The 21,972-nt window shown below is 47.7% G+C and carries 19 protein-coding genes and 1 tRNA gene; 7 read left to right on the top strand and 13 right to left on the bottom strand.

Annotated features, from left to right (window positions below):
- Positions 1-43: 43 nt before the first annotated feature.
- Positions 44-2,539 carry an ATP-dependent DNA helicase RecG gene (gene recG / locus C7I86_RS11735; RefSeq protein ID WP_010873434.1) on the bottom strand — a complete coding sequence of 832 codons (2,496 nt, stop codon included), beginning with the start codon at positions 2,537-2,539 and terminating at the stop codon, positions 44-46.
- A 187-nt stretch (positions 2,540-2,726) separates the two neighbouring features.
- Between recG and C7I86_RS11730 the strand changes: the two genes are divergently transcribed.
- From C7I86_RS11730 to C7I86_RS11715, 4 genes are all read left to right on the top strand, one after another.
- Complete coding sequence (locus tag C7I86_RS11730) at positions 2,727-4,772, top strand: AarF/ABC1/UbiB kinase family protein (protein WP_010873433.1); 2,046 nt, start codon at positions 2,727-2,729, stop codon at positions 4,770-4,772.
- Positions 4,773-4,875: 103 nt separating this feature from the next.
- Entirely contained in the window at positions 4,876-6,060 is a 1,185-nt protein-coding gene (locus C7I86_RS11725; RefSeq protein ID WP_010873432.1) for an aspartate aminotransferase, read from the top strand.
- A 51-nt stretch (positions 6,061-6,111) separates the two neighbouring features.
- On the top strand, positions 6,112-6,687 hold the full coding sequence (locus C7I86_RS11720) for a Uma2 family endonuclease (RefSeq protein ID WP_010873431.1): 576 nt from the start codon (positions 6,112-6,114) through the stop codon (positions 6,685-6,687).
- Positions 6,672-7,232: a hypothetical protein gene (locus C7I86_RS11715; protein ID WP_223211281.1), complete on the top strand. Its 561-nt coding sequence runs from the start codon at positions 6,672-6,674 to the stop codon at positions 7,230-7,232. Before C7I86_RS11720 ends, C7I86_RS11715 begins: the two co-directional genes overlap by 16 nt.
- Before the next feature lie 28 nt (positions 7,233-7,260).
- Here C7I86_RS11715 and C7I86_RS11710 read toward each other — a convergent pair whose 3' ends face one another.
- From C7I86_RS11710 to C7I86_RS18970, 3 genes are all read right to left on the bottom strand, one after another.
- On the bottom strand, positions 7,261-9,939 hold the full coding sequence (locus tag C7I86_RS11710; protein ID WP_010873429.1) for a fimbria/pilus outer membrane usher protein: 2,679 nt from the start codon (positions 9,937-9,939) through the stop codon (positions 7,261-7,263).
- Between the two features lie 198 nt (positions 9,940-10,137).
- Positions 10,138-10,208 (bottom strand) — tRNA-Gly (locus tag C7I86_RS11705).
- Between the two features lie 40 nt (positions 10,209-10,248).
- A complete protein-coding gene (locus tag C7I86_RS18970; protein WP_173363259.1) occupies positions 10,249-10,380 on the bottom strand; it encodes a DUF4114 domain-containing protein in 132 nt (43 codons plus the stop codon).
- Positions 10,381-10,400: 20 nt separating this feature from the next.
- Between C7I86_RS18970 and C7I86_RS19515 the strand changes: the two genes are divergently transcribed.
- The gene (locus tag C7I86_RS19515) at positions 10,401-10,781 is read left to right on the top strand and encodes a transposase (RefSeq protein WP_010873428.1); all 381 of its coding nucleotides are present in this window, start codon (positions 10,401-10,403) and stop codon (positions 10,779-10,781) included.
- Between the two features lie 55 nt (positions 10,782-10,836).
- On the opposite strand, the gene fumC is transcribed toward C7I86_RS19515, so the two are convergent.
- From fumC to C7I86_RS11685, 3 genes are all read right to left on the bottom strand, one after another.
- Positions 10,837-12,237 (bottom strand): class II fumarate hydratase, encoded by a 1,401-nt coding sequence (fumC, locus tag C7I86_RS11695; RefSeq protein ID WP_010873427.1) that lies wholly within the window; start codon positions 12,235-12,237, stop codon positions 10,837-10,839.
- A 104-nt stretch (positions 12,238-12,341) separates the two neighbouring features.
- Complete coding sequence (gene murA / locus C7I86_RS11690; RefSeq protein WP_010873426.1) at positions 12,342-13,658, bottom strand: UDP-N-acetylglucosamine 1-carboxyvinyltransferase; 1,317 nt, start codon at positions 13,656-13,658, stop codon at positions 12,342-12,344.
- 412 nt (positions 13,659-14,070) lie between these two features.
- On the bottom strand, positions 14,071-14,619 hold the full coding sequence (locus tag C7I86_RS11685; protein WP_010873425.1) for an RDD family protein: 549 nt from the start codon (positions 14,617-14,619) through the stop codon (positions 14,071-14,073).
- Positions 14,620-15,081: 462 nt separating this feature from the next.
- Between C7I86_RS11685 and petF1 the strand changes: the two genes are divergently transcribed.
- Entirely contained in the window at positions 15,082-15,375 is a 294-nt protein-coding gene (petF1, locus tag C7I86_RS11680; RefSeq protein ID WP_010873424.1) for a ferredoxin PetF1, read from the top strand.
- Between the two features lie 62 nt (positions 15,376-15,437).
- Here the strand turns inward: petF1 and lpxB are convergent, their stop codons facing one another.
- Positions 15,438-16,622 carry a lipid-A-disaccharide synthase gene (lpxB, locus tag C7I86_RS11675; RefSeq protein ID WP_010873423.1) on the bottom strand — a complete coding sequence of 395 codons (1,185 nt, stop codon included), beginning with the start codon at positions 16,620-16,622 and terminating at the stop codon, positions 15,438-15,440.
- Between the two features lie 114 nt (positions 16,623-16,736).
- Between lpxB and C7I86_RS11670 the strand changes: the two genes are divergently transcribed.
- Positions 16,737-17,522 (top strand): IS5 family transposase, encoded by a 786-nt coding sequence (locus C7I86_RS11670; RefSeq protein WP_010873213.1) that lies wholly within the window; start codon positions 16,737-16,739, stop codon positions 17,520-17,522.
- Between the two features lie 54 nt (positions 17,523-17,576).
- Here the strand turns inward: C7I86_RS11670 and C7I86_RS11665 are convergent, their stop codons facing one another.
- The 5 genes from C7I86_RS11665 to C7I86_RS11645 all read right to left on the bottom strand — a co-directional run bounded on the left by C7I86_RS11665 (position 17,577) and on the right by C7I86_RS11645 (position 21,851).
- A complete protein-coding gene (locus tag C7I86_RS11665) occupies positions 17,577-18,281 on the bottom strand; it encodes an MgtC/SapB family protein (RefSeq protein ID WP_010873422.1) in 705 nt (234 codons plus the stop codon).
- Between the two features lie 95 nt (positions 18,282-18,376).
- On the bottom strand, positions 18,377-18,904 hold the full coding sequence (locus C7I86_RS11660) for a DUF4330 domain-containing protein (RefSeq protein WP_010873421.1): 528 nt from the start codon (positions 18,902-18,904) through the stop codon (positions 18,377-18,379).
- A 542-nt stretch (positions 18,905-19,446) separates the two neighbouring features.
- On the bottom strand, positions 19,447-19,788 hold the full coding sequence (locus tag C7I86_RS11655; protein WP_010873420.1) for a ribulose bisphosphate carboxylase small subunit: 342 nt from the start codon (positions 19,786-19,788) through the stop codon (positions 19,447-19,449).
- A 32-nt stretch (positions 19,789-19,820) separates the two neighbouring features.
- Positions 19,821-20,237: a chaperonin family protein RbcX gene (locus tag C7I86_RS11650; RefSeq protein ID WP_010873419.1), complete on the bottom strand. Its 417-nt coding sequence runs from the start codon at positions 20,235-20,237 to the stop codon at positions 19,821-19,823.
- A 201-nt stretch (positions 20,238-20,438) separates the two neighbouring features.
- Positions 20,439-21,851, bottom strand: a complete 1,413-nt coding sequence (locus tag C7I86_RS11645; protein WP_010873418.1) for a form I ribulose bisphosphate carboxylase large subunit — start codon at positions 21,849-21,851, stop codon at positions 20,439-20,441.
- Positions 21,852-21,972: the final 121 nt, after the last annotated feature.

The raw sequence follows: 21,972 nt of genomic DNA, 5'->3' as shown, positions 1-21,972 counted from the left end.
CAAACAAAGGCTGGGACGATGGACATTCCCCATGTATCTCTGGTTAGGTCAATATTTCTCCCCCTAATAACTTTTCATATCTTTGGACTAATTTTATTTTTAAATCAGGATGCGCCTCTAAATTAGGATCCTCTACCATCATGGTTTCCGCTGCTTCCCTCGCCAACAATAGAACCTCTTGATCTTCCACCAAACTAGCCAAAGCAAAATCCGGTAATCCTGATTGTTTAGTGCCTAAAAATTCCCCTGGGCCCCGCAAACGTAAATCCATTTCTGCAATAAAGAAACCATCTTGGGACTGTTCCATTACTCCCAATCTTTGCCGGGCATCATTACTTTTACTGTTGGTGACCAATAAGCAATAGGACTGGTGACTACCTCGACCGACTCGCCCTCGCAATTGATGCAGTTGGGAAAGACCAAAACGCTCTGCATTTTCAATCACCATCACTGTGGCATTGGGAACATCGACCCCCACTTCGATCACGGTAGTGGAAACAATAATTTCTGTTTGCTTTTCTCGAAAAGCTGTTAGAGCGGCCTCTTTTTCAGCACTTTTTAATCGGCCATGTAACAGGCCGATATTAAAGTTGGGAAAGATTTTTTCAGTTAAATACTTATGCTCTTCCACTGCTGCTTTAATGTCTAATTTTTCCGATTCTTCGATCGCCGGAAAAATGATGTAGACTTGACGACCCTGGGCCACTTCCCGCCGAATCAGTTCGTACATTTGTGGCCTTTCCTTGGCAGTGATGACACTGGTGTGAATGGGCTGACGGCCGGGGGGCAATTCGTCAATTTGGCTCACTTCTAGGTCCCCATGGAGGGTTAAAGCAAGGGTGCGGGGAATGGGAGTGGCGGTCATGCTTAAAACATGGGGCGCATTACCTTTGGCCAAAAGCTTAGCCCGCTGTTGTACCCCAAAACGATGTTGTTCATCAATAACCACTAAACCCAACCGTTGAAAGTTAACTGTTTCTTGAATTAGGGCATGAGTTCCCACTAGTAACGGTAATTGACCCGTAGATAATTGGGCATGAATTTCCCTTCTTTTGGCAGTTTTAGTGGACCCCGTTAACAATTCCACTGGCAAATAAAGCAAATTAAACCAACTTACTAATTTTTGATAATGCTGTTCTGCTAACACTTCCGTAGGGGCCATTAGAGCCGCTTGGTAACCTCCCTGGAGAGCGGCTAAAATTGCAAAAACCCCCACCACCGTTTTCCCGGATCCCACATCCCCTTGTACTAGACGATTCATAGGACTTGGTTTATTTAAGTCTTGCAAAATTTCATTTACTACCCGTTGTTGAGCTTGGGTTAACCGGAAGGGCAATAAGTCACTAAATTTTTCTAATAATTCGCCATGGGGAGTAAAAATAGCGCTTTGTTGCTGCTGTTTTTGTTCGTAACGTCTTTGCAAAAATCCTAACTGTAAATAGAAAAATTCATCAAATACTAATCTTCTCCTGGCTAAACTTAACTTTTCCGTATTCTCAGGGAAGTGAATTTGGGCAATGGCGGTTTGCAAATCAATTAATTCATATTTTTCCCTAATCTCTTGGGGCAGAGGATCAGACAACTTGGCGATCGCCGTTTGACAGGCTAGAACTAATTTCCGTAAAAAATCCGCTGTTATGCCTTCAGTGAGGGGGTAAACGGGCAGCACCCGACCCACTTTGAAAGAGTCAATGCTGGGACTATGGCGATCTAGCACCTCAATTTCCGGATTATCCAGAGTCAGACCAAATTTACTAGATTTCACCAAGCCAGAGGCCGCCACCACTGCCTGGGGAGGGTAAAGTTTTTTGATTTTCTCTTGCCAACCCCGATGGGCAAACCGTTTACCGGCATAAAAACGGGATAGTTTGATCCGCCCTGTTTGATCCCGCAACTGGATTTGCAAAATATTTAAATTCTGATTTTTGGGACTGGTAAAGCAAGTGCAATTTACCACCCGCCCCACAATGGTTACCGTTTCCCCCGCTGTTAATTCAGCAATAGTTACCTGTTGGGCATAGTCCAAATAATCCCTGGGGAAATAGAACAACAAATCTTCCACCGTTGCTAAACCCAAGTTTTTGAGCAGTTTAGTTTGATGTTGACTCTGGGAAACTACCGTTGCTAAAGGGGTATGGAGTTCAATTTGACCCGATTTAGGATAACGGGGTTCGGAAACTTGGGGACGATTAACCTGGGCTAGTAAATCCTTTTTTGGTACAGAATCCCTAGGAGGAGATTCCAAACTGCGACGTAATTGATGTAAAAAACGACGGGTACTGGCCACCAAACTTTTTCTTTCAGCTTCCTCCAGTTGGTCATACTGGGCAAATCTTTGGGCAAACTCCCGCCATTTCTGGCGATCGCCGGGGGAACTACCAGGGGGGGGAGGACTGCCAAAACTTAAACAGAGGAAGTCGCCAAAGCGGTGCTGTTTACCCTGCAAATTCTGAAAACCCCGCTCCACTTCCACGGTCAAAGCCTTTTGTAAACGAGGCCAATCAACGGACACAGACACCTCAACCAAGCTACATTGCACCAGCTAAAGACGGTTTTCCCCATCCTAACCCAGGTAGCCAGGGCCAACCCATTCTCGTTAGAATGCCACTGGAAGCCTAGGCTTGGCAGTATTTAGTCATCCATTAACGGGTTCCTCCTCAATCCTTGCCAATGTTGGCTCCCGCTGAACCAGCCAGCAAAATTAAGTAATTATTAAAACCATTAATATGTCTCCAGCCCCCATGCCCGTTACCACCGCCGAACAAGATCGCGATGTAGTGGTGATCGACGCAGTGGTGGAGGAAGTTCGCCCCCCCCGTTTGCCCAAAAGTCATCTGGAGGATTTAGGACCTGTTAGTGATATGTTCCCGGAAAGTTGGGAATATCACCCAGATTTGATCATGGAGTTTTATCGCAAGCGGCCGTTACAAGTATTAGGTCGTTTAATCAATATTTTGTTTCCCCTATTGCGATTTATTCTGGGTATTTGGTGGGAAAAATTGAGGGGTAAAGACCCCACCGTTTCCAGGGCGAAAGCTATTCAATTAAGAGAACTATTAACCAATCTTGGCCCTACTTATATCAAAGTTGGCCAAGCTCTTTCCACCAGGCCCGATTTAGTGCCGCCGGTCTTTTTGGATGAGTTGACAACGTTACAGGACCAATTACCTTCCTTTCCCAACGAGGTTGCCTATCGTTTTATTGAAGAGGAGTTGGGGGCCCCCGCCGAGGAAATTTACGCCGAATTATCTCCGGAGCCCATTGCCGCCGCCTCCTTGGGGCAGGTGTATAAGGGTAAGTTGAAAACCGGCGAAGCTGTGGCAGTTAAGGTACAAAGGCCAGATTTGGTGCGACGCATCACCCTTGATATTTACATCATGCGCTCCCTCTCCCTCTGGGCCCGGCGATCGGTGAAAAGATTGCGCTCTGATTTGGTGGCCATTACCGACGAATTGGCCAGTCGAGTATTCGAGGAAATGAACTATTACCAAGAGGCCATTAATGGCGAAAAATTCGCCCAACTCTATGGCAGTTTGCCAGAAATTTATGTGCCCAGTATCTATTGGCAATACACTGGCCGACGGGTTTTGACCATGGAGTGGGTGGAAGGAATTAAGTTAACCAATATCAAAGCGATCCAAGCCCAGGGTATTGATGCTACCCATTTGGTGGAAGTGGGGGTACAGTGCTCCCTGCGGCAATTGTTGGAACATGGCTTTTTCCACGCCGATCCCCACCCCGGCAATTTATTGGCCATGGCGGACGGCCGTTTGGCCTACTTGGACTTCGGCATGATGAGTACTATTCAGCCTTACCAGCGCTATGGTTTGATCGAGGCAGTGGTTCATTTGGTGAACCGGGATTTTGATTCCCTAGCTAAGGATTATGTCAAACTGGATTTTCTCAAACCAGATACGGATTTAAAACCGATTATTCCCGCCCTTGGTCAGGTGTTTGGTAATGCGTTGGGGGCCAGTGTGGCGGAGTTAAACTTTAAGAGCATCACCGATCAAATGTCGGCCATGATGTATGAGTTTCCTTTCCGGGTGCCGGCTTATTATGCTCTGATTATTCGTTCCATGGTCACCCTAGAAGGTATTGCCATTGGTATTGATCCTAACTTCAAGGTATTGAGCAAAGCCTATCCCTATATCGCTAAAAGATTGTTAACGGATCAATCAGAAGAGCTACGCACTTCCCTGAAAGAATTACTATTTAAAGAGGGGAGTTTCCGATGGAATCGTTTGGAAAATTTATTGCGTAATGCCAAAAATTCCCCTGGCTTTGATTTTGATTATGTGCTTAATGAAGCAACAGAATTTTTACTTTCAGACCGGGGACAATTCATTCGCGATCGCCTGGTGGCGGAATTAGTCAACAGTATTGATCAACTGGGGCGCAACACTTGGCAACAGGTCAGCCACAATATCCAGGAAAGAATTAGTTTTCTGGGTGACTTAGGTAATGGCAACGGTAAAGCCCATCAAACCAAAACGATCAAAGTTGTGCCTCAACCCGCCATCGCTCAACAGGAGGAAACTTGGCAGCATTTACAAAATCTTTGGCAAATTCTTAAAGAGACCCCCGGTTTTGACCCCCTCAAGTTTGTGCCGGTGTTGAGTCAAATTATTGTTAATCCCACTTCCCGTCGGATGGGTCAACAGGTGGCGGAAGGACTACTGCAAAAGGCGATCGCCAGGGTAATCCGGCAATGGGCCCTGGCTTTGGAAAGTCAGCCCAATCCAGCCATCAAAATCCGCAATGCAGCCTAGGCCATGGTTGCCATAGGTTCCAGTCAAAATTTTGCTGAGGCGAGATCAAGCCAGTGCCGGTCAATGAGACAATAAAAGGTTACGTCCCCAAATTGCCTTGGTAATGAGTCTGAATTGGATTAGTCGCGCCGATCGCCTACAAGCCTTACCCCCCTATGTTTTTGCCCGCCTCGATGAGTTGAAAGCCAAGGCCAGGGAACAGGGCCTGGATTTAATTGACTTGGGCATGGGCAACCCCGATGGCAAAGCCCCCCAACCGATTATCGAAGCGGCGATCGCCGAGTTGGAAAACCCAGAATCCCACGGTTATCCCCCTTTTGAAGGCACCCAGAGCTTCCGTCAGAGCATTACCCGCTGGTACGCCCGCCAGTATGGGGTGGATTTAGACCCCGATTCCGAAGCGTTACCCTTAATTGGTTCCAAAGAGGGTCTGGGTCATTTAGCCCTAGCCTACGTTAATCCAGGGGATTTAGTACTCGTGCCGACTCCCTCCTATCCGGCCCATTTCCGAGGCCCCCTCATTGCCGGGGCGGAAATTTATCCGATCATGTTATCGGCAAAGGATGACTGGTTAATCCAACTGGACCAAATTCCCGAGGCGATCGCTCAACGGGCCAAGATCCTTTATTTTAACTATCCCAATAATCCCACCACCGCCACCGCTCCCAGGGAATTTTACGAAGCCATCACCGATTGGGCCCGCCATTACCAAATCATGTTAGTCCATGATCTGTGTTATGCAGAATTGGCCTTTGACGGTTATCAGCCCACCAGCTTATTAGAAATTCCCGGTGCCAAGGATTTTAGTGTGGAATTCCATACCCTTTCCAAAACCTACAATATGGCCGGTTGGCGGGTAGGTTTTGTCGTGGGAAATCAAGAAATTATTCAAGGTTTGAGAACGCTGAAAACTAACTTGGATTATGGAATTTTTCGAGTCGTACAAAAAGCAGCAGAAACAGCCCTCAGTTTGCCAGAAAGTTACATTGAAGTAGTGCGAAAGCGCTATCAAGAACGGCGGGACTTTGTTATTAATGGCTTGAGTAAATTGGGTTGGTCTATTACCCCTTCCCAAGCCACCATGTACCTTTGGGTTCCCTGTCCCGTGGGTATGAGTTCCACTGATTTTGCCTTAACGGTTCTAGAAAAAACCGGTGTGGTGATGACCCCCGGTAACGCCTTTGGAGAAGGGGGAGAAAGGTACGTCCGCTTAAGTTTAATTGCCGATGGCGATCGCCTGGGGGAAGCATTACAGCGCATTGAACAGGCAGGCATTCGTTATAGTTGATTGGTGCGATTACAATCAATTAACACTTAAATCCTCTGGGGAGTGAAGTAGATGGTTTTAGCCTCAGCAAAAGTACCAACCCTTTCCCTGGAATCATTCTTGGCCCTACCGGAAACCAAACCTGCCCAGGAATATTGCCGGGGCATTGTCACCCAGAAACCCATGCCCAAAGGTAAACACAGCACAATCCAATTTGAGCTAGCGGCCGCTATTAATGCCCAAGTGAAGCCGGACAAAATTGCCTATGCTCTGCCGGAACTTCGTTGTACCTTTGGCGATCGCTCCATTGTGCCTGACATTGCGGTGATGCGCTGGCAAAACTTGCCTTTAGATAATGGTGGCGAAATAGCAGACCGGTTTGATCGGGCCCCGGATTGGCTCATAGAAATTCTTTCCCCAGATCAGTCGGTCACCCTGGTAATGGAAAAAATCATTTTTTCTCTCAAGGCTGGCACAGAATTAGCTTGGTTAGTGGATCCCATGGCCAAATCCATTACGGTTTTCACCGCCAGTTTACCCCAGGTTTATTTAGCTGAAACTGAAATTCAAGAATCCCTAACGGTTTTTGCTGAGCTTGAAAATTGGTCCATTACCGCCGCCGAAGTTTTTGATTGGCTAAAAATTTAGCATACCCAAACTGTTTGAGTTTTAAAGCAACAATAATGGTGTCAATATTTCATCAATTGGTTAAATTATTTTTAGTTTTTATTTTTGTACTCACTGCTTTCGTCGGTTTTTCCGCCCAGGCGATCGCCGGGGAAGTAACTCTGCTATGGCAAGGAGATGGCGAATATCAAGTTCGAGCCCGGGTGGTTTACCCAGATGAATTTAGAGACAATTCAACGAAAATCGTACAAGTAGTAGGACTGCAAACACTTCAAAATTTAACTGAATTGACCGTGCAAGTTATTGATAGCAAAGGTCGAACTATAGCAAATTACGACAATGTCAATAATAGTCAGGCAAGGGAGAATAATTTTTTGCAATTCCGATTTGACCCTATTAATAAAACTATTAATGGTTGGCTTGACATTGGTGGAGCAGAAGCTAACGATTACTTTTTAAAGGGTCAACCTGGTTTAGGCTTAGATCTTTTCCATCTAGATGCATATGGTAATGAATTTAAGATTGACCACAACAATGGTGTCATTGGGATTAAAACTGATTACTAAGACAAATACTATTAATTTCATTAATCTTTTAACCGCCTATTGTCACAGTTCCAATGTCGTAAATACCAGTTTTATCCGCCGGAATTTCAAAGCGAATGGCCCGGGGAGGATCACCGAATAATTGCAATTCATACTTCCCTGGTCCCAGTCCTGTCAACGCAAATCGTCCCGCTCGATTAGTGAATAACTCCAACGGCGACCAACTGGGATCAGACAAAGACCTAACTTGCCCGACTTGAAGCGCAATCGGGTTCCCTGCTTTATCTACCAACGTCCCCCGTAAAAATACGGTGGATTCCGTACCCACTGTGATTAAAGTACCACTTTTATAGCTCGGTAAAAGATTAAATACCGCATTGCCCAAGTCATAGCCAAGGGGCATATTAGGAGCATCTACCCGCATAGTGGTCAAAGTATAGGAGCTTAGATCCGGCACTACCCCAGGGCCGACATCATTAGCTTCCGCCACAGGACCATACAAACCAGGATTAATTAATACTAATTGATCCGCAAAATTAGGGTTACGGCTAAAAATCACAAAACTATCCCGTACTGGTCGGCTCCAGCCAAAACGCCCATCAGCATAAACTAAGGCCGTACCAAAATTTAAGTTAGTGCGATGGCTAGCCTGATCATAATCATGGTTGAGATTAATATCCCCCAGAAAGCCCCGGTAAGTCAGCCCTAAGCCAGTACCAAAATAGCCGGGATTGGGATTATTGCTGAGGTTAACGGAGGTATTGACGCTGTTATATTGGGCAGGACTACGGGATGTCCAAGTGAGCGTGCTAGCCTGCTCCCGTTGACTGCTCAGATTACTGCGGGCTGTGAGGGATTGGAACTGGGAAGTTTGCAAAAAGTTGAATAATACTTGAGTTTCTGCCCGCCCGGATTGGTCTAAGCGATTGTTCAGGGTCAAATTAGCCTGTAAACCCCTTCCCAGATTAGTGGTAAAACCGATCGCCGCTCGGTAGGCATTGGGCTGGCCAAAACTACCAAGCTGATAACCCAAACCGAGGTTAATTCCCAAACCATCGATTAGAGTTTGACTATAATTAGCCCCAAAAGACCAAGAAACATTATTAGTAGTGGTGCCAAAAAAATCCAATGGTTCCGCAGTAAAGCCGATGGGAAAACTACCAAAGCGCTGAAAATAAGGGCCCAAATATTCCACTTCCAAACCAAAGTTAGGTAGTTGGGCCTGGTTACCTCCTAGGGCCAAAAATTGATACCGCAGTCGGAAAGCATGGTCTAAACCGTTGCCATCATTTTCCAGGGCCGCATCCCAACCAAAGTTACCCACGGAAGTGGCCAAGGTGCCTTCGGTGCCAATCAACTGCTGGGAACCTGCCGCCTGTAGATAACCTCCTAGGGTGAGGGTGGACGTAATACCCTGGCGGTAAAAGCCGCCAATAATGGGTCGGGAAGTGTCATAGCTACGCACCCCATTGGTGGTGTAGGCCGGAACCCCCACCCCCAAGCCAAACTGATTCAAACCCACCGCCAATAGATCCGTCGCTAAGGGAGCCGAAAAAGATAGTTCCTCCACCCGCCCCGCACTGTCGATGATTTTCACCGTCACATTATTAAGCCCCGTATTCAGACCAAAATTACGAATATCCTGGGGCCCCGCTGGCAATTGGAGAGTTTGCCGCAATAGTCCATTGACAAAAATTTCCACCCTAGCAGGGCTTTCCAACAGAAATTCAAACTGCCCTGTGGGCCTAGTGGTCAAATAGGGCTGGAGGGAGAAATTGCGAAACATCGCAAATCCCACCATGGGCACAAAGGACTGATAACTGCGGGCGGTGCTAAACAGATCACCAAGAACATAGCGAACCGCATTATCTGGATCATCCTTTACCAAGCGAATGTCAGAGCGGGTCCAGGGATTGTTGCTTTGCTCAGCAAAACTAGCACTACCCTCTAGCACCCAGCCCTGATAATTAAGGGCCCCTTCTACACCCAAATTCAGGGCTTGGCGGCCCAAATCACCAGTGCCATCCCAGGCATAGGGTTGGGTCCCAATTAAGTTGATAAAACCACTGAAGTTACTGGGACGTAGGGCTGTGGCGGCCCCTGGGGGAAGTTGTAAATTACCGGAGCCATAGACAATGGTTTTGCGGAGATTGGGGGGAATAATAATCCTCAGTTCCAACAACTGGTCATTAAATGTGGCATCTAGACCCACACTTTGCAGAGCCGCCAAGGTTAAATTACCGCTGTCGTCCACCAAATCGGCCAATCTAGTCTGTATATCAGGTCGGGCATATTCTTCCATTTTCAACAACAAAGTGGAAGCGGTGATTTGTAGGCTACTACCCCCTCCCAGGGAAACAAACACTACAATTTGACCCTGTTGCAAATCGTTGATGAAAAAGGGCGCCACCAAACGCTGTACCCCCGTGGGGCGGGGCCGACCGAATACCCGCTCAAATAAATCGTCTTCATTACCCAAATTGCCCGGTGTTGGCTCAGAGGGCGGGGCGCTTTGGTTATCCTCCTGCCCTTGTTCCGGCTCTGGAATTGTCGTTTCCATTAAGGGAGTTTCCTGTCCCAGCAACAAATCCAAGGCAGAATCGGGAGGGGGAAAATCAGCACTAAAAGTTTCTGTTCTAGCTGACTGGGGTAGGATTAGCCCGACGACGGTCATCAGGCAGTTAGCCAAAATAATTACTAGTACTGGCGAGGGGAATCGAAACACCATTGACCTAGATTAGGACCTGTCAGCAAAGTCTGCCAAACAAATTCGCATAGAAGGCGATCGCCGCAAAAGGAGAAATGCTAGCCTAGTCACCTTGGGCTGAAAAGCTCCGGTCTAAGCAGAACCTCAAGTCGCGGACTGCTTGGCAATAACGCTGCCGAAAAAATCTTGGGCTTCGATTAAAATTTTGTCAAGAAACAAAGCGGGTAGGGGGAATCGAACCCCCAACTAAAGCATGGGAGGCTTTCGTTTTACCACTAAACTATACCCGCGCAAAGCTTTCACCATCGTAAAACATTAGGGGAACTTCGCCTAGATGACCGGGAAAAATTCCAAAATTACATCGTTGTAATCCAGGTCGCCGCCCCCCACTATGTCTTCAAAGCTGAAGAGGTTACTGCACTTCTCCATACCAACGGGTAGATGCACTGCTATGGGATGCATCCGAAATACAGCAAGGGAAAGTGATTAAAATTCGAGGCTTTCCGGCTCACAAAAAAGTGAAACTGTTCCGAGTTACGGTGTCACCACACCGGACGGAATTCGTCGTGACTAATTACTTATCTCAAGATTCGACTCAGGCGACACGAGAGGAGTGTCGGGTGCGCTGGAAGATTGAGCATTTTCATCGTGAACTAAAGCAGTTGACTGGTGTAGAAGCCTGTCAATGTCGCAAGGGACCCATTCAACGTAATCATATTCACTGTGCCTTACAGGTCTGGAATTTTCTTCGTCGTCAAGCGGTTAATAGCCCATTGACAGTCTACGAAATATCCCATCAACCATGGTCTGATTTCCTGCATCAACAGCTTCGTTCCCCTGCTCTTAAGTTTTCTTTTGCGTAAGTCCTGCCCCATTCTATTAATAAATGCCAATATTTTACGTTTTTTTGCAAAATTTCTAGTCAGCAATCGGGGCAATCATCTGCTCTGGAACGACCCAAGCGTCGAACTGGGCTGGGGTGAGTAAACCTAAATCCACCGCGGCTTGTTTGAGGGTAATGCCTTGGGCAAAGGCAGTTTTAGCCACGAGGGCCGCATTGTCGTAGCCAATGTGGGGATTGAGGGCGGTGACTAACATTAAAGAGGTGTCCAAAAAGTCTTTAACCTTGCTTTCGTTTACTTGTAATCCCACCACTAAATGTTGGCGAAAACTAGCACAAGCATCGCTGAGTAAATGTAACGAATGGAGGAAATTATGAATAATCACTGGCTTAAAAACATTGAGCTCAAAATTACCTTGGCTGGCCGCAAAACCAATGGTGGCATCGTTCCCCATTACCTGCACACAAACCATGGTCATGGCTTCGCATTGGGTGGGGTTTACTTTCCCGGGCATGATCGAAGAACCTGGTTCATTGGCTGGTAAGGCTAATTCCCCCAAGCCGCAGCGGGGCCCAGACCCCATCCAGCGCAAATCATTGGCAATTTTCATCAGGGAAGCGGCAATACTTTTCAGCACGCCACTGGCAAAGGCGATCGCCTCGTGGCCAGCTAGGGCGGCGAATTTGTTGGGGGCAGAAATGAAGGTATAACCAGTTAACTGGGCAATTTCTTCGGCCACTTTTTTAGCAAATTGGGGATGACTATTTAACCCTGTACCCACCGCCGTTCCCCCCAGGGCCAATTCCAAAAGACCGGGTAAACAATAATTAATTTGGGTCAGCCCTTGGTCTAACTGGGCCACGTAACCGGAAAATTCCTGCCCTAACGTTAGGGGCACTGCGTCCATCAAATGGGTGCGGCCAATTTTAGTGATGCCTGCAAAACATTCCGCTTTTTCATTCAGGCTATCTCTCAGAGCTTGCAAACTGGGAATCAACTTGGTTTGTAAACCTGCCACCGCCGCAATGTGCATCGCCGTAGGAAAAGTATCGTTAGACGACTGGGACATGTTGACGTGGTCATTGGGATGGATGGGATTTTTACTGCCCAATTCTCCCCCACAAATGGCGATCGCCCGATTGGCAATCACTTCGTTCACGTTCATGTTGGTTTGAGTGCCACTGCCCGTTTGCCAAATCCTTAGAGGGAAATGGTCTAACCACTGCCCGGCAATGATTTCGTCCGCTGCCGTAATGATTAACTCTGCCTTGTCCGCTGGTAATTTACCCAAATCCTGATTGGTAATGGCGGCTGCCTTTTTGAGTATGGCAAAGGCCCGAATTAAATCCGGCGGCATCACATCGCTACCAATGTCAAAAAACATCAGGGAACGTTGGGTTTGCGCTCCCCACAGGCGATCGGCTTGGACTTCCAGGGACCCCATACTGTCGGTTTCAAGGCGGTGGGAATTTACCATGGCAAAATTTGCAAATACTCCGGTGGCAAAGGCATTATCAACAGTCAAGAAAAAAGACTAACAGGCGATCGCCCATTAGTCCCCCAATCAAATCAACGGAATTTTTAAAGAGTGACGGGCTGTTCAATCCTGGTTAACTTAGCCCCCAGTTTGCGCAGTTTGCCTTCAATGTCCTCATAACCCCGGTCTAAATGGCGCAGACCTTGGACAATGGTTTTGCCTTCCGCCGCTAACCCCGCAATTACCAGGGCCGCCGAAGCTCGTAAATCCGTGGACATGACCGGCGCACCGGAAAGGAAAGGCACTCCTTGGATAAAGGCGGCATTACCTTTGAGCTTAATGTTGGCCCCCATCCGCTGTAACTCCGCTACGTGCTGGAGACGGTTTTCAAATACGGTTTCCGTGACTACGCTATTACCCTCACTCACTGCCAACAGGGCCATGAATTGGGCTTGCATATCGGTGGGAAAACCGGGGTAAGGCAAAGTTTCGATATCTGTCCCCCGCAGATCCCGGGGAATCAAACGCACCCGATCCGGGGCATCGATCGCCACTTCGGGGCCAATTTCCCGCAACTTGGCAATGGCGGAGGCGAGGTGATCTGGCACCACAGGGAAAAGACTAATTTCGGAATGGGTGATGGCCCCGGCACAGAGGAACGTAGCGGCCTCAATGCGATCAGGAATAATGGGAAAGTCGGTGCTGTGGAGTTTTTCCACCCCGTTGATAATAATGCGGCTAGAACCATCCCCCCGGATTTGGGCTCCCATGGAACGGCAGAAGTTGGCCAAATCAACAATTTCCGGTTCCCGGGCGGCGTTATCAATTACTGTTTCTCCTTCCGCTAGGGTGGCGGCCATGAGGATAGTTTCCGTGGCCCCTACGCTGGGATAATCCAGATAAATTTTAGCTCCGGTCAAACGACGGCTGTGGCCCTTGATGCTGGCATTGACTACCCCATGCTCGATGTGAACGTCTGCTCCCATGGCCTGCAAACCCCGCACATGGAGATCAACGGGCCGAGTCCCAATGGCGCATCCCCCAGGCAGGGGTACTTTGGTCATGCCTAAACGGGACAGTAAAGGGCCAATGACGAAAAAGCTAGCCCGCAGTTGGGACACTAACTCATAGGGGGCAGGGCCATGGCCCACATTACTGGAATCCACTACGAGGCGATCGCCATCCCGTTCTAGATTGACCCCAATGGCCGCCAAAATTTGGCACATTTTGTCAATATCCGCCAGAGCGGGCAGATTACTAAGACGACAGTCGTCGGAACAAAGGATGGTGCCGGCCATGATGGCCAAAGCGGAATTTTTAGCCCCACTGATGCGAACTTCCCCTTTTAGGGAGGCCCGGCCTTCAATTTCAATGACCGTCTGGGTTTCTTCGGTAGCGGTAGGAGTAGCAACTTGAAGCACGGGTTTTCACAACCTCCAACAAAAGGGGACAAAAGTTAACACCAGTCCTTTGGTTTAGTCATCGGGAGAATTGTCAACCCATTGTTGCTTAGATTCCACCAACGTCCATCCCAGGACAACCCAGACAAGATCAACAAATTATGTTCATTAACCAATGTGTTTTTAGCATTCGATGGGCTTGTGCAGCAATAACTGTTAAAACCCATTGTCTAGGCAATTATGCTTAACATCCTATAACGGATAAGTCAATTTGTAACATTCAGTTTACAAATCGGCCAGATACGGACCGCCAAGCTGGGCCTATAGATGGGGCTGGAAGTGCCAAAAGTTCCCATCTGTGGCCGTTCAGGACATTTCAGCATTTCATGGTGATGATTTCTGAAGTCTACTCCCGATGAATTACTTACCGTACTTACCGTCTTCTTTGTCGATTGTCCCATTGTTTTTTCAGGTCAAACCAAAACTTTTTTAGCCTCAGATCGAGGGAAAAACCACGCCGACTGCTCAACACTACTGTCCCGGCAACCCGGTCATGGAACGCTTGTCCCAGACCATCCTCGGCGATCGCCCAGATTAAATCTCCAAACAGGGGAGCCACCAAAAGCAAAAAACTTACCCCATTGGCAAAGTTGATGTTTAAACCCACCATGGCTAGGTAGGAGGCAGCCCCCAAAATACCTTCCCGTTGACTCAGTTCCAAAATGCCCGGTAAACGTTTCATTTTCAGGTGTACCACCCTAGTGTCGAAAGCCCAGCCCCCCAAACTTTGCCCCTGGTTAGCGGACACTAAAACTACCCTCAGGGCAAACCAACCAACCAAAAAAATTAGTAGCTGGACCCAACCCGTAGCTAAACTGCTGAATAACCAAATCACGACAAAATCCAACAGGTAGCCATAGCCTCGCCGTTCCAATGGGGCCAGGGGTAAGCGGCGATCGCGGCGCTGGTCGTCGTCATACATACATTTAAGCTTTGCTCAGAGGGCAAGGGGAAATTTTTTCATGGAACCACTGGCCATTGCCGTCTATTTTGCCATTTTGTTGGGGCACCGCTGCAGCCCGGGTTCGGAGGGGTATTTTCAGCAATGATTAGACAATCTTATCGTCAAACCCGAGGAAGATTAATTCTTTCCATCTTTGCCCTCCCGGTCCTTAAAACTCCCTTAATTCCTAGGGTTCTAGCCTTTCCTTAATTTTATAATTGCCAGGCCGAGGGGCAAAAACACTCTGGGCAAAAACATAAGTAAAGGTTATCCGATTAAGGCCTAGCCATTTCATTGCTAATGCTTCCTTGTCAATTCAAGATTTTCCCGTAGTATCAGAACAGTTAAGTTTTTTGAAGTAGCTCGATCTGGATATAGTTGTCCCGATGGAGGCTTCATGAGGCAATCTCTCTACTGTTTTTTTGAGAAGAGGAAACATCTATGGCATCCTATACCGTTAAATTGATCACCCCCGATGGTGAAAGTTCCATCGAATGCTCTGACGATACCTATATCCTCGATGCTGCGGAAGAAGCTGGCCTAGACCTGCCCTATTCCTGCCGTGCTGGGGCTTGCTCCACCTGTGCCGGTAAGATCACCGCTGGTAGTGTTGACCAATCCGATCAGTCTTTCTTGGATGATGACCAAATTGAAGCTGGTTATGTTTTGACCTGTGTAGCTTATCCCACCTCCGATTGCACCATTGAAACCCACAAAGAAGAAGACCTCTACTAAGGGTAATAATGCTGGCCATGGGCTAGTGAGTTTGATAGTTTCATAATTGTCCACGGCAGGGTTTAAGCCCTGCTTTTTTGTTGCCCATTGGCAAACTCCAAGACAGCCTGGGCGGCTCGCTCACATACCCCCGGTTCCCCTAATGCTTCCCTTAATTCTTGGTAATCCTGGGCAATTTTTGCTTGGCGATCGCCGTTTAGAAGCAATTCCAATCCAGCTTGGGCAATGTTGCTGGCGGTGGCCTGTTCCTGGAGTAGTTCCGGCATAATGCCCCGGTTGAGCACAATGTTGGTAGGGGAAACGAAGGGTAGATTAAATTTAAAAATCCGTCTGGCGATCGCCATGGTCAAAGGACTAACCCGATAAAGGATAACCTGGGGCACATTTAGTAAAGCAATTTCCAGATTCACCGTTCCCGACTTGGTGATGGCCAAATCAGCCGCGGCGATCGCCGTCAGCGTTTCTTTCCCTTCCAACAGTTGCACCGTGAGATTAAATTCCTTGAGGGTTTGTTCGATTTGAGGTTGATAATCCTTAAGGGAAACGGGCAACAGCAGTTTTACATTGGGTAATTGGCTCTGCAATTGTTGGGCGGCACCACAAATGGACGGCAACAGGTAACGCAGTTCCTGAATGCGGGAAGCGGGTAGGAGGGTAATTACCGTTTCGTTATGGTCAATGCCTAACTTTTCACGGGCTGACCCTCGACTGGGGGCCTCCTTGGTAATGCGGTCTAACAAGGGATGGCCCACCCAGGTCACATCCAAACCTTGTTTTTGGAAAAATTCCGCTTCCCCTGGAAAAATGGCCAACAGGCGATCGGTTACCGCCATAATCTGGGCCGTTTCCCTTTTCGTGGGGGACCACACCCAGGCCTGGGGGGCGATATAGTACAAAATTGGCAGATTGGGATAGGTTTTCCGTAAATAATTAGCAATGGTTAAATTGGGTCCCATGTAATCAATCAAGACTAACAAATCAATGGGATTAGTTTTTAAATAACGTTTAACCCGTTGTTGAATCTGCCAAGTGGGAATAATAAACCGCAGGGACTCCGTCAAGCCCACAGAGCCGATCGCCGCCGTATTGGCCAGCAACGTCAGACCGGCAGCGGCCATTTTTTCTCCCCCCAAACCCACCAGTTCCAATTCTAAGTTTTGCTCTTCAGCTTGCTGTCTTAATGCTCCGACCAGCAGAGATCCTTGCAAATCTCCGGAAACTTCCCCCGTGCTAATAAATATACGCATAAATAAATTTTGTTATTAGGATTTGTTGAGGATAAATTTATGGCTTAGAGCGTGTTTGAAAAGTAGGGTGAAGAATGGAAAATGGTGAAAAGAATAAAATTTTCACCATAATTAATGATAATTCGAGAATTTTACAGCACGGACATCACAGATAGCCAGTGGCAATTGGTAGAACCTCATTTACCCAAAGCAAAAACTGGGGGAAGAAAACGGAAAACTAGTCTGCGGGAGATACTCAATGCTATTTTTTACATGCTCAGAACGGGGTGTGCCTGGCGACTTCTGCCCCATGATTTTCCTAAATGGCGAACGGTCTATGGTTATTTCCAGCCATGGCACGAAGATGGTACCTGGAAAAAATTAAACCGTATCTTCCGTGAGAAAGTTCGGCTCAAAGCTGGAAGAAATACTCACCCTAGTGCCGGTTGTTTAGATTCACAGTCACTTAAAAAGGCTGGAACTGGCCAAGAAACTGGCTATGACGGCGGAAAAAAGGTCAATGGTCGTAAACGTACAATCCTCGTGGATACCATGGGATTACTTCTCGATGTTGTCGTCCATGGTGCCCATCGCTCCGACCATCAGGGTCTGATTCTACTTGCTACCTGGTTTGCTCCCCTTTGGCAGTGCCTGCAAGTTATATGGACTGATAGCACCTTTGGCGGAAAGGATTTTATCTATTGGGTGGAGCATACTTTTGGTTGGAATTTGAATGTCGTCAGCAAAAAGCAGGGACAAAAAGGTTTTGAAGTCTTACCCCGCCGTTGGGTAGTCGAGCGCACCTTTGCTTGGTTTGGTCGCTATCGTCGTTTAAGCAAGGATTATGAATATTTACCTACCACCAGTGAGACCATGCTCTATGTTGCCATGGTTCATCTCATGCTTCAAAGGCTTGCTTAAAACTTTTCAAACACTTTCTTAGGAGAAAATTTATCAAGCAAAAATAATCTAAATTTAACCCGATTCCTGTTCTAGCGCTTGCCAACTGACAGATTTAACTGAGGGATTTAAACTCAGTTTACTAATTACCGCTTCTAGAAATTTATCCTTGCGGGCTGTGCAAATTATTGCCGCTTCCACTTCAACAAAATGGTTAAACTCATCTAAATCATGGCTCCGCAAAGACCGTAATTTAATATTCTTTATTTCCGCTAAGGAATCAAGCAAAATGCGTCGCACATTCGCCTCCTCATCCCCCCGACATACCAAGTGACAAAGATAATGGCACTCCAATTCAGTGCTATGCATGGGTTGGTGGTTAATAAACGTGCTCAGAGGCCGCAGGGCAATGTTGGCCACCAAAACCATCATCGAGCCAAGCACAGCCTCAGAAAACAGCCCTTGACCACAGAGGGTGCCCACCGCCGCTGAACACCAGAGGGTCGCCGCCGTATTTAGCCCCTTAACAGTTAAGCCTTCCTTGAGAATTACTCCCCCCGCCAGAAAACCAATGCCGGAGACAATTTGGGCAGGAATTCGGGTGGGACTGCTGTCATGATTGGTGAGGACAGAAACAATCACAAACAATGCAGCTCCAATGGCCACCAAGGTATTAGTACGCAAGCCCGCCATCCGTTGGCGCCACTGCCGTTCAATGCCCAGGGTCGATCCCAGTACAAAAGCAACAGTGAGCCGGAGAAGACTCTCGTTCCATTCCATTACCTTTTCCAAATCTGTCAGCCTTACCCAGGGTACAGCAAAACTTTGGGCAGCCAACAGCAATTCTCGGGGGCCGGACTAATCTAATACTTTGGTCACTTTGGTTGATTGATGCCCACCACACTGGCATTGAAGTTATAGTTTTTGCCTTCTAATTCTAAAACCGTGCCAATTTTCACCTTTTGTCCCCCTAAAACCATGCCGGTGGAGGTGAAATCCCCCCTACCTTTGAGGGTCAGGAGCATATCCCGGCTGTAATTAGACTCTGGCCGAGGATCCGGCAGAGATTTGACGGAACCATCAGGCTGGGGCACTGCTAAATTGCGAGGGAGTTCCTGCACATTCACTACCTCCACCTGGCCAGCCGGTTGATTGCGAATAATGATGTTGGTTTTTTCGGCTTTAAACTCATCCAGCACCACCTGGGGATCTAATACGTTTAATCCCCGGACAATGGTCGTCAATTCAATGGAAGCGGCGTTGGCTTGGGCAAGAATGCTTTTGCCAGAACTGCCCGGCAGAACGAAAATTCCCACAGCTACCATGAGGATGATCAAGGCGGCCCCCAGATCCAACAGGCTGACTATGCCGAAAATTCTGCCACGGGAATCGATGAGCTTCATGGGAAAATCAGAAGGATTACTAAAAGCTTTACAAAAAAATTAGGACTTTGATCAAAATCGTTGCAATTTTACCATGGGGGATGGCAAGTAAGTTTAACCATGGTTTTCCGGAATACTCCCCTGGGAAATTATTCGGTTAGGTTTATTATTAGATTACTTCTTGAGGGTAATTTCTAACAAAAACTCGGGAGCAAAGTCAGCGCCACTGGGTCATTCTCTGGTTCGGCTAGTTAAAAAACTGTTGAAATAAATTTTTATCTTTGACAAAGGCTCAAAATTTTCTCCATTCAACCCTTATTTTCAATCGACAATGCCTTCTAAAACATTAGTAGAACTTAGCTTTAATTGACAATTGACAATTCCCCACTTAGATAAAAAATCCGGTCAGGATGCGGTCAACATTATACAAAAACTGTCCAAAGAACAGGGCCGTATTGTGTTGCTGATTACCTATAGTCACTGTGAAAAAGCAACAAAAAACCCGCGGGAGCGGGCTAACATTGAATTGAAGTCAGTTTTTTAGTAATTGCCAAAACTGTAACTTAGTAACGGCCTTGGTTTTGGTTGGGTTTGTGGACAATAAAGCTTACAGTCTGGCACTGTTTGATATTGTCGAAACCAATCACCCGAATGTAGCAGTTGGGATTCTCAGAACGACATTCCCGTACTTCGGCTAGAACTTCGTTGGCAGTGGCACCACCAAAGAAGGGCAGTTTCCACATGGTCCAGAAGTGGGTTTCGGGTTGGGGGTCTTCTTCAAATTCCACGCCGGGAATAAAGCCCTGGTCTAACAGAAACTCAACCTGTTTAGCAATCTGTTGATCGGTTAAAGGGGGCAGGTAAGAAAGGGTTTCGTAGCGGCGCTCTTTGGGTAAAGTTTTCATCGATTTAAAAGTTTTCCTTGCTGATGACTACGTTAGGACGGGGGAGAATCGTTGTTGTTTGATTCTCCGTTGGAGGTTTCCGAAGGGAAATTATCGACTTCGGCTACGGTACGGGTCAGACGTTCAAGCAAATGGCGGCGGTGGGCGATGTTAGATTCCGCTAAGCTATTCCGGGTCATACCGGGCAAAAAATCTAACACTGATTCGGCAATGTCTTCCCTTACCGCCAGGATCCTGAGTACCAGTTCTTTATTTTCATCCAGGAGTTCCGTCAAAAACGTTTCTCCATTTTGAATACTGTGACTGGCTAAATACTGGTTTAACCAAATGGCCTGGGGAGGGTTGGTTTCCCCGAGTTCACTCTGGATCCTGAGAACGGCTTGGTAGGTGAGGTAACTTTGCAGTACTTTCACTGTTGCCTGAGCTATGTGCTTAGTTTGCATGAACACTCTACCCGGTAATTGGTAAATTGCTGTCGAAGTTGAACATCAGTAAGCAGTGGGTTTTGGCTGATTAACAATTTTTTGACAATTGCCAATGACTAACTGTTAGTTAAGCCGCTGTTAATGGCTAATTAGTTAGCAGACTCAACCCCGAAGAACTGTTCATCCTTAACGGACGAGTACAACTCCGACAATCCAAACACCGGTTTAGAGGGTATCCATGGCCTCGAACTCAAACTTGATCTCTTTCCAGAGTTCGCAGGCGGCGGCCAACTCAGGGGACCAACGACAGGCTTCCCGGATAACGTCATTACCTTCGCGAGCCAGGTTACGACCTTCGTTCCGAGCTTGAACACAAGCTTCCAAAGCAACACGGTTAGCGGTTGCACCGGGAGCATTACCCCAGGGGTGACCCAAAGTACCACCACCAAACTGTAAGCAGGAATCATCACCGAAGATTTCCACCAACGCGGGCATGTGCCATACGTGGATACCACCGGAAGCTACGGGCATGGTGCCAGGCATGGAGGCATAGTCTTGGGTGAAGAAAATACCCCGGGAGCGATCTTCCTCAACGTAATCTTCGCGCATGAGGTCAACGAAGCCCATGGTGATACCCCGTTCCCCTTCCAATTTACCAACCACGGTACCGGAGTGGAGGTGGTCACCGCCGGACAGACGCAGACACTTGGCCAAAACCCGGAAGTGGATCCCGTGGTTTTTCTGACGGTCAACTACGGCGTGCATTGCCCGGTGAATATGGAGCAAAATGCCGTTGTCCCGACACCAACGAGCGAGGGTGGTGTTGGCAGTGAAACCGCCGGTGAAGAAGTCATGCATGATGATGGGGGTGCCAATTTCCTTGGCAAACTCGGCCCGTTTCATCATTTCTTCGCAGGTGCCAGCGGTGACGTTCAGGTAGTGACCTTTCATTTCGTTGGTCTCAGCCTGGGCTTTTTCGATCGCCTCTTGAACGAAGAGGAAACGATCGCGCCAACGCATGAAGGGCTGGGAGTTGATGTTTTCGTCGTCTTTGGTGAAGTCCAAACCACCCCGGAGACATTCGTAAACAGCCCGACCGTAGTTCTTGGCGGACAGACCAAGTTTGGGTTTGATGGTACAACCAAGCAGAGGACGACCGTATTTGTTTAATTTGTCCCGCTCAACGGTAATACCGTGGGGAGGGCCTTGGAAGGTTTTAATTAAAGCAACGGGAAAACGAATATCTTCTAAACGGAGGGCCCGCAGAGCCTTAAAACCAAATACGTTACCGACCAAAGAGGTTAAAACGTTGGTGACGGAACCTTCTTCAAATAAATCTAGAGGATAGGCAATAAAAGCAAAATATTGGTTATCTTCGTTGGGAACAGCTTCCAGGTCATAGCAACGACCTTTGTAGCGGTCCAAGTCAGTTAGGTTGTCAGTCCAAACGGTGGTCCAGGTACCGGTGGAAGACTCAGCGGCCACCGCAGCAGCGGCTTCTTCAGCAGGTACACCCGGTTGGGGGGTCATACGGAAGCAGGCGAGCAGGTCGGTATCCTTGGGGGTGTAGTCGGGGGTATAGTAGGTCAGGCGATAATCTTGTACGCCCGCCTTAAACCCTGCTTTGGCTTGTACCATCTAGGTCAGTCCTCCATAAACATTGAATAGCCTAGCTTTCTCCCACGGGCGAAATTTGGCAATATAAAGCCTACCGTCGCCCCAGAGACAGTTATTATTTACAGTTATTTGGTTGCGAGAA

This window comes from Synechocystis sp. IPPAS B-1465 (assembly GCF_003015225.1).
In the GTDB taxonomy this organism is placed as follows: domain Bacteria; phylum Cyanobacteriota; class Cyanobacteriia; order Cyanobacteriales; family Microcystaceae; genus Synechocystis.
This window is presented reverse-complemented; position numbering and strand designations above follow the sequence as displayed.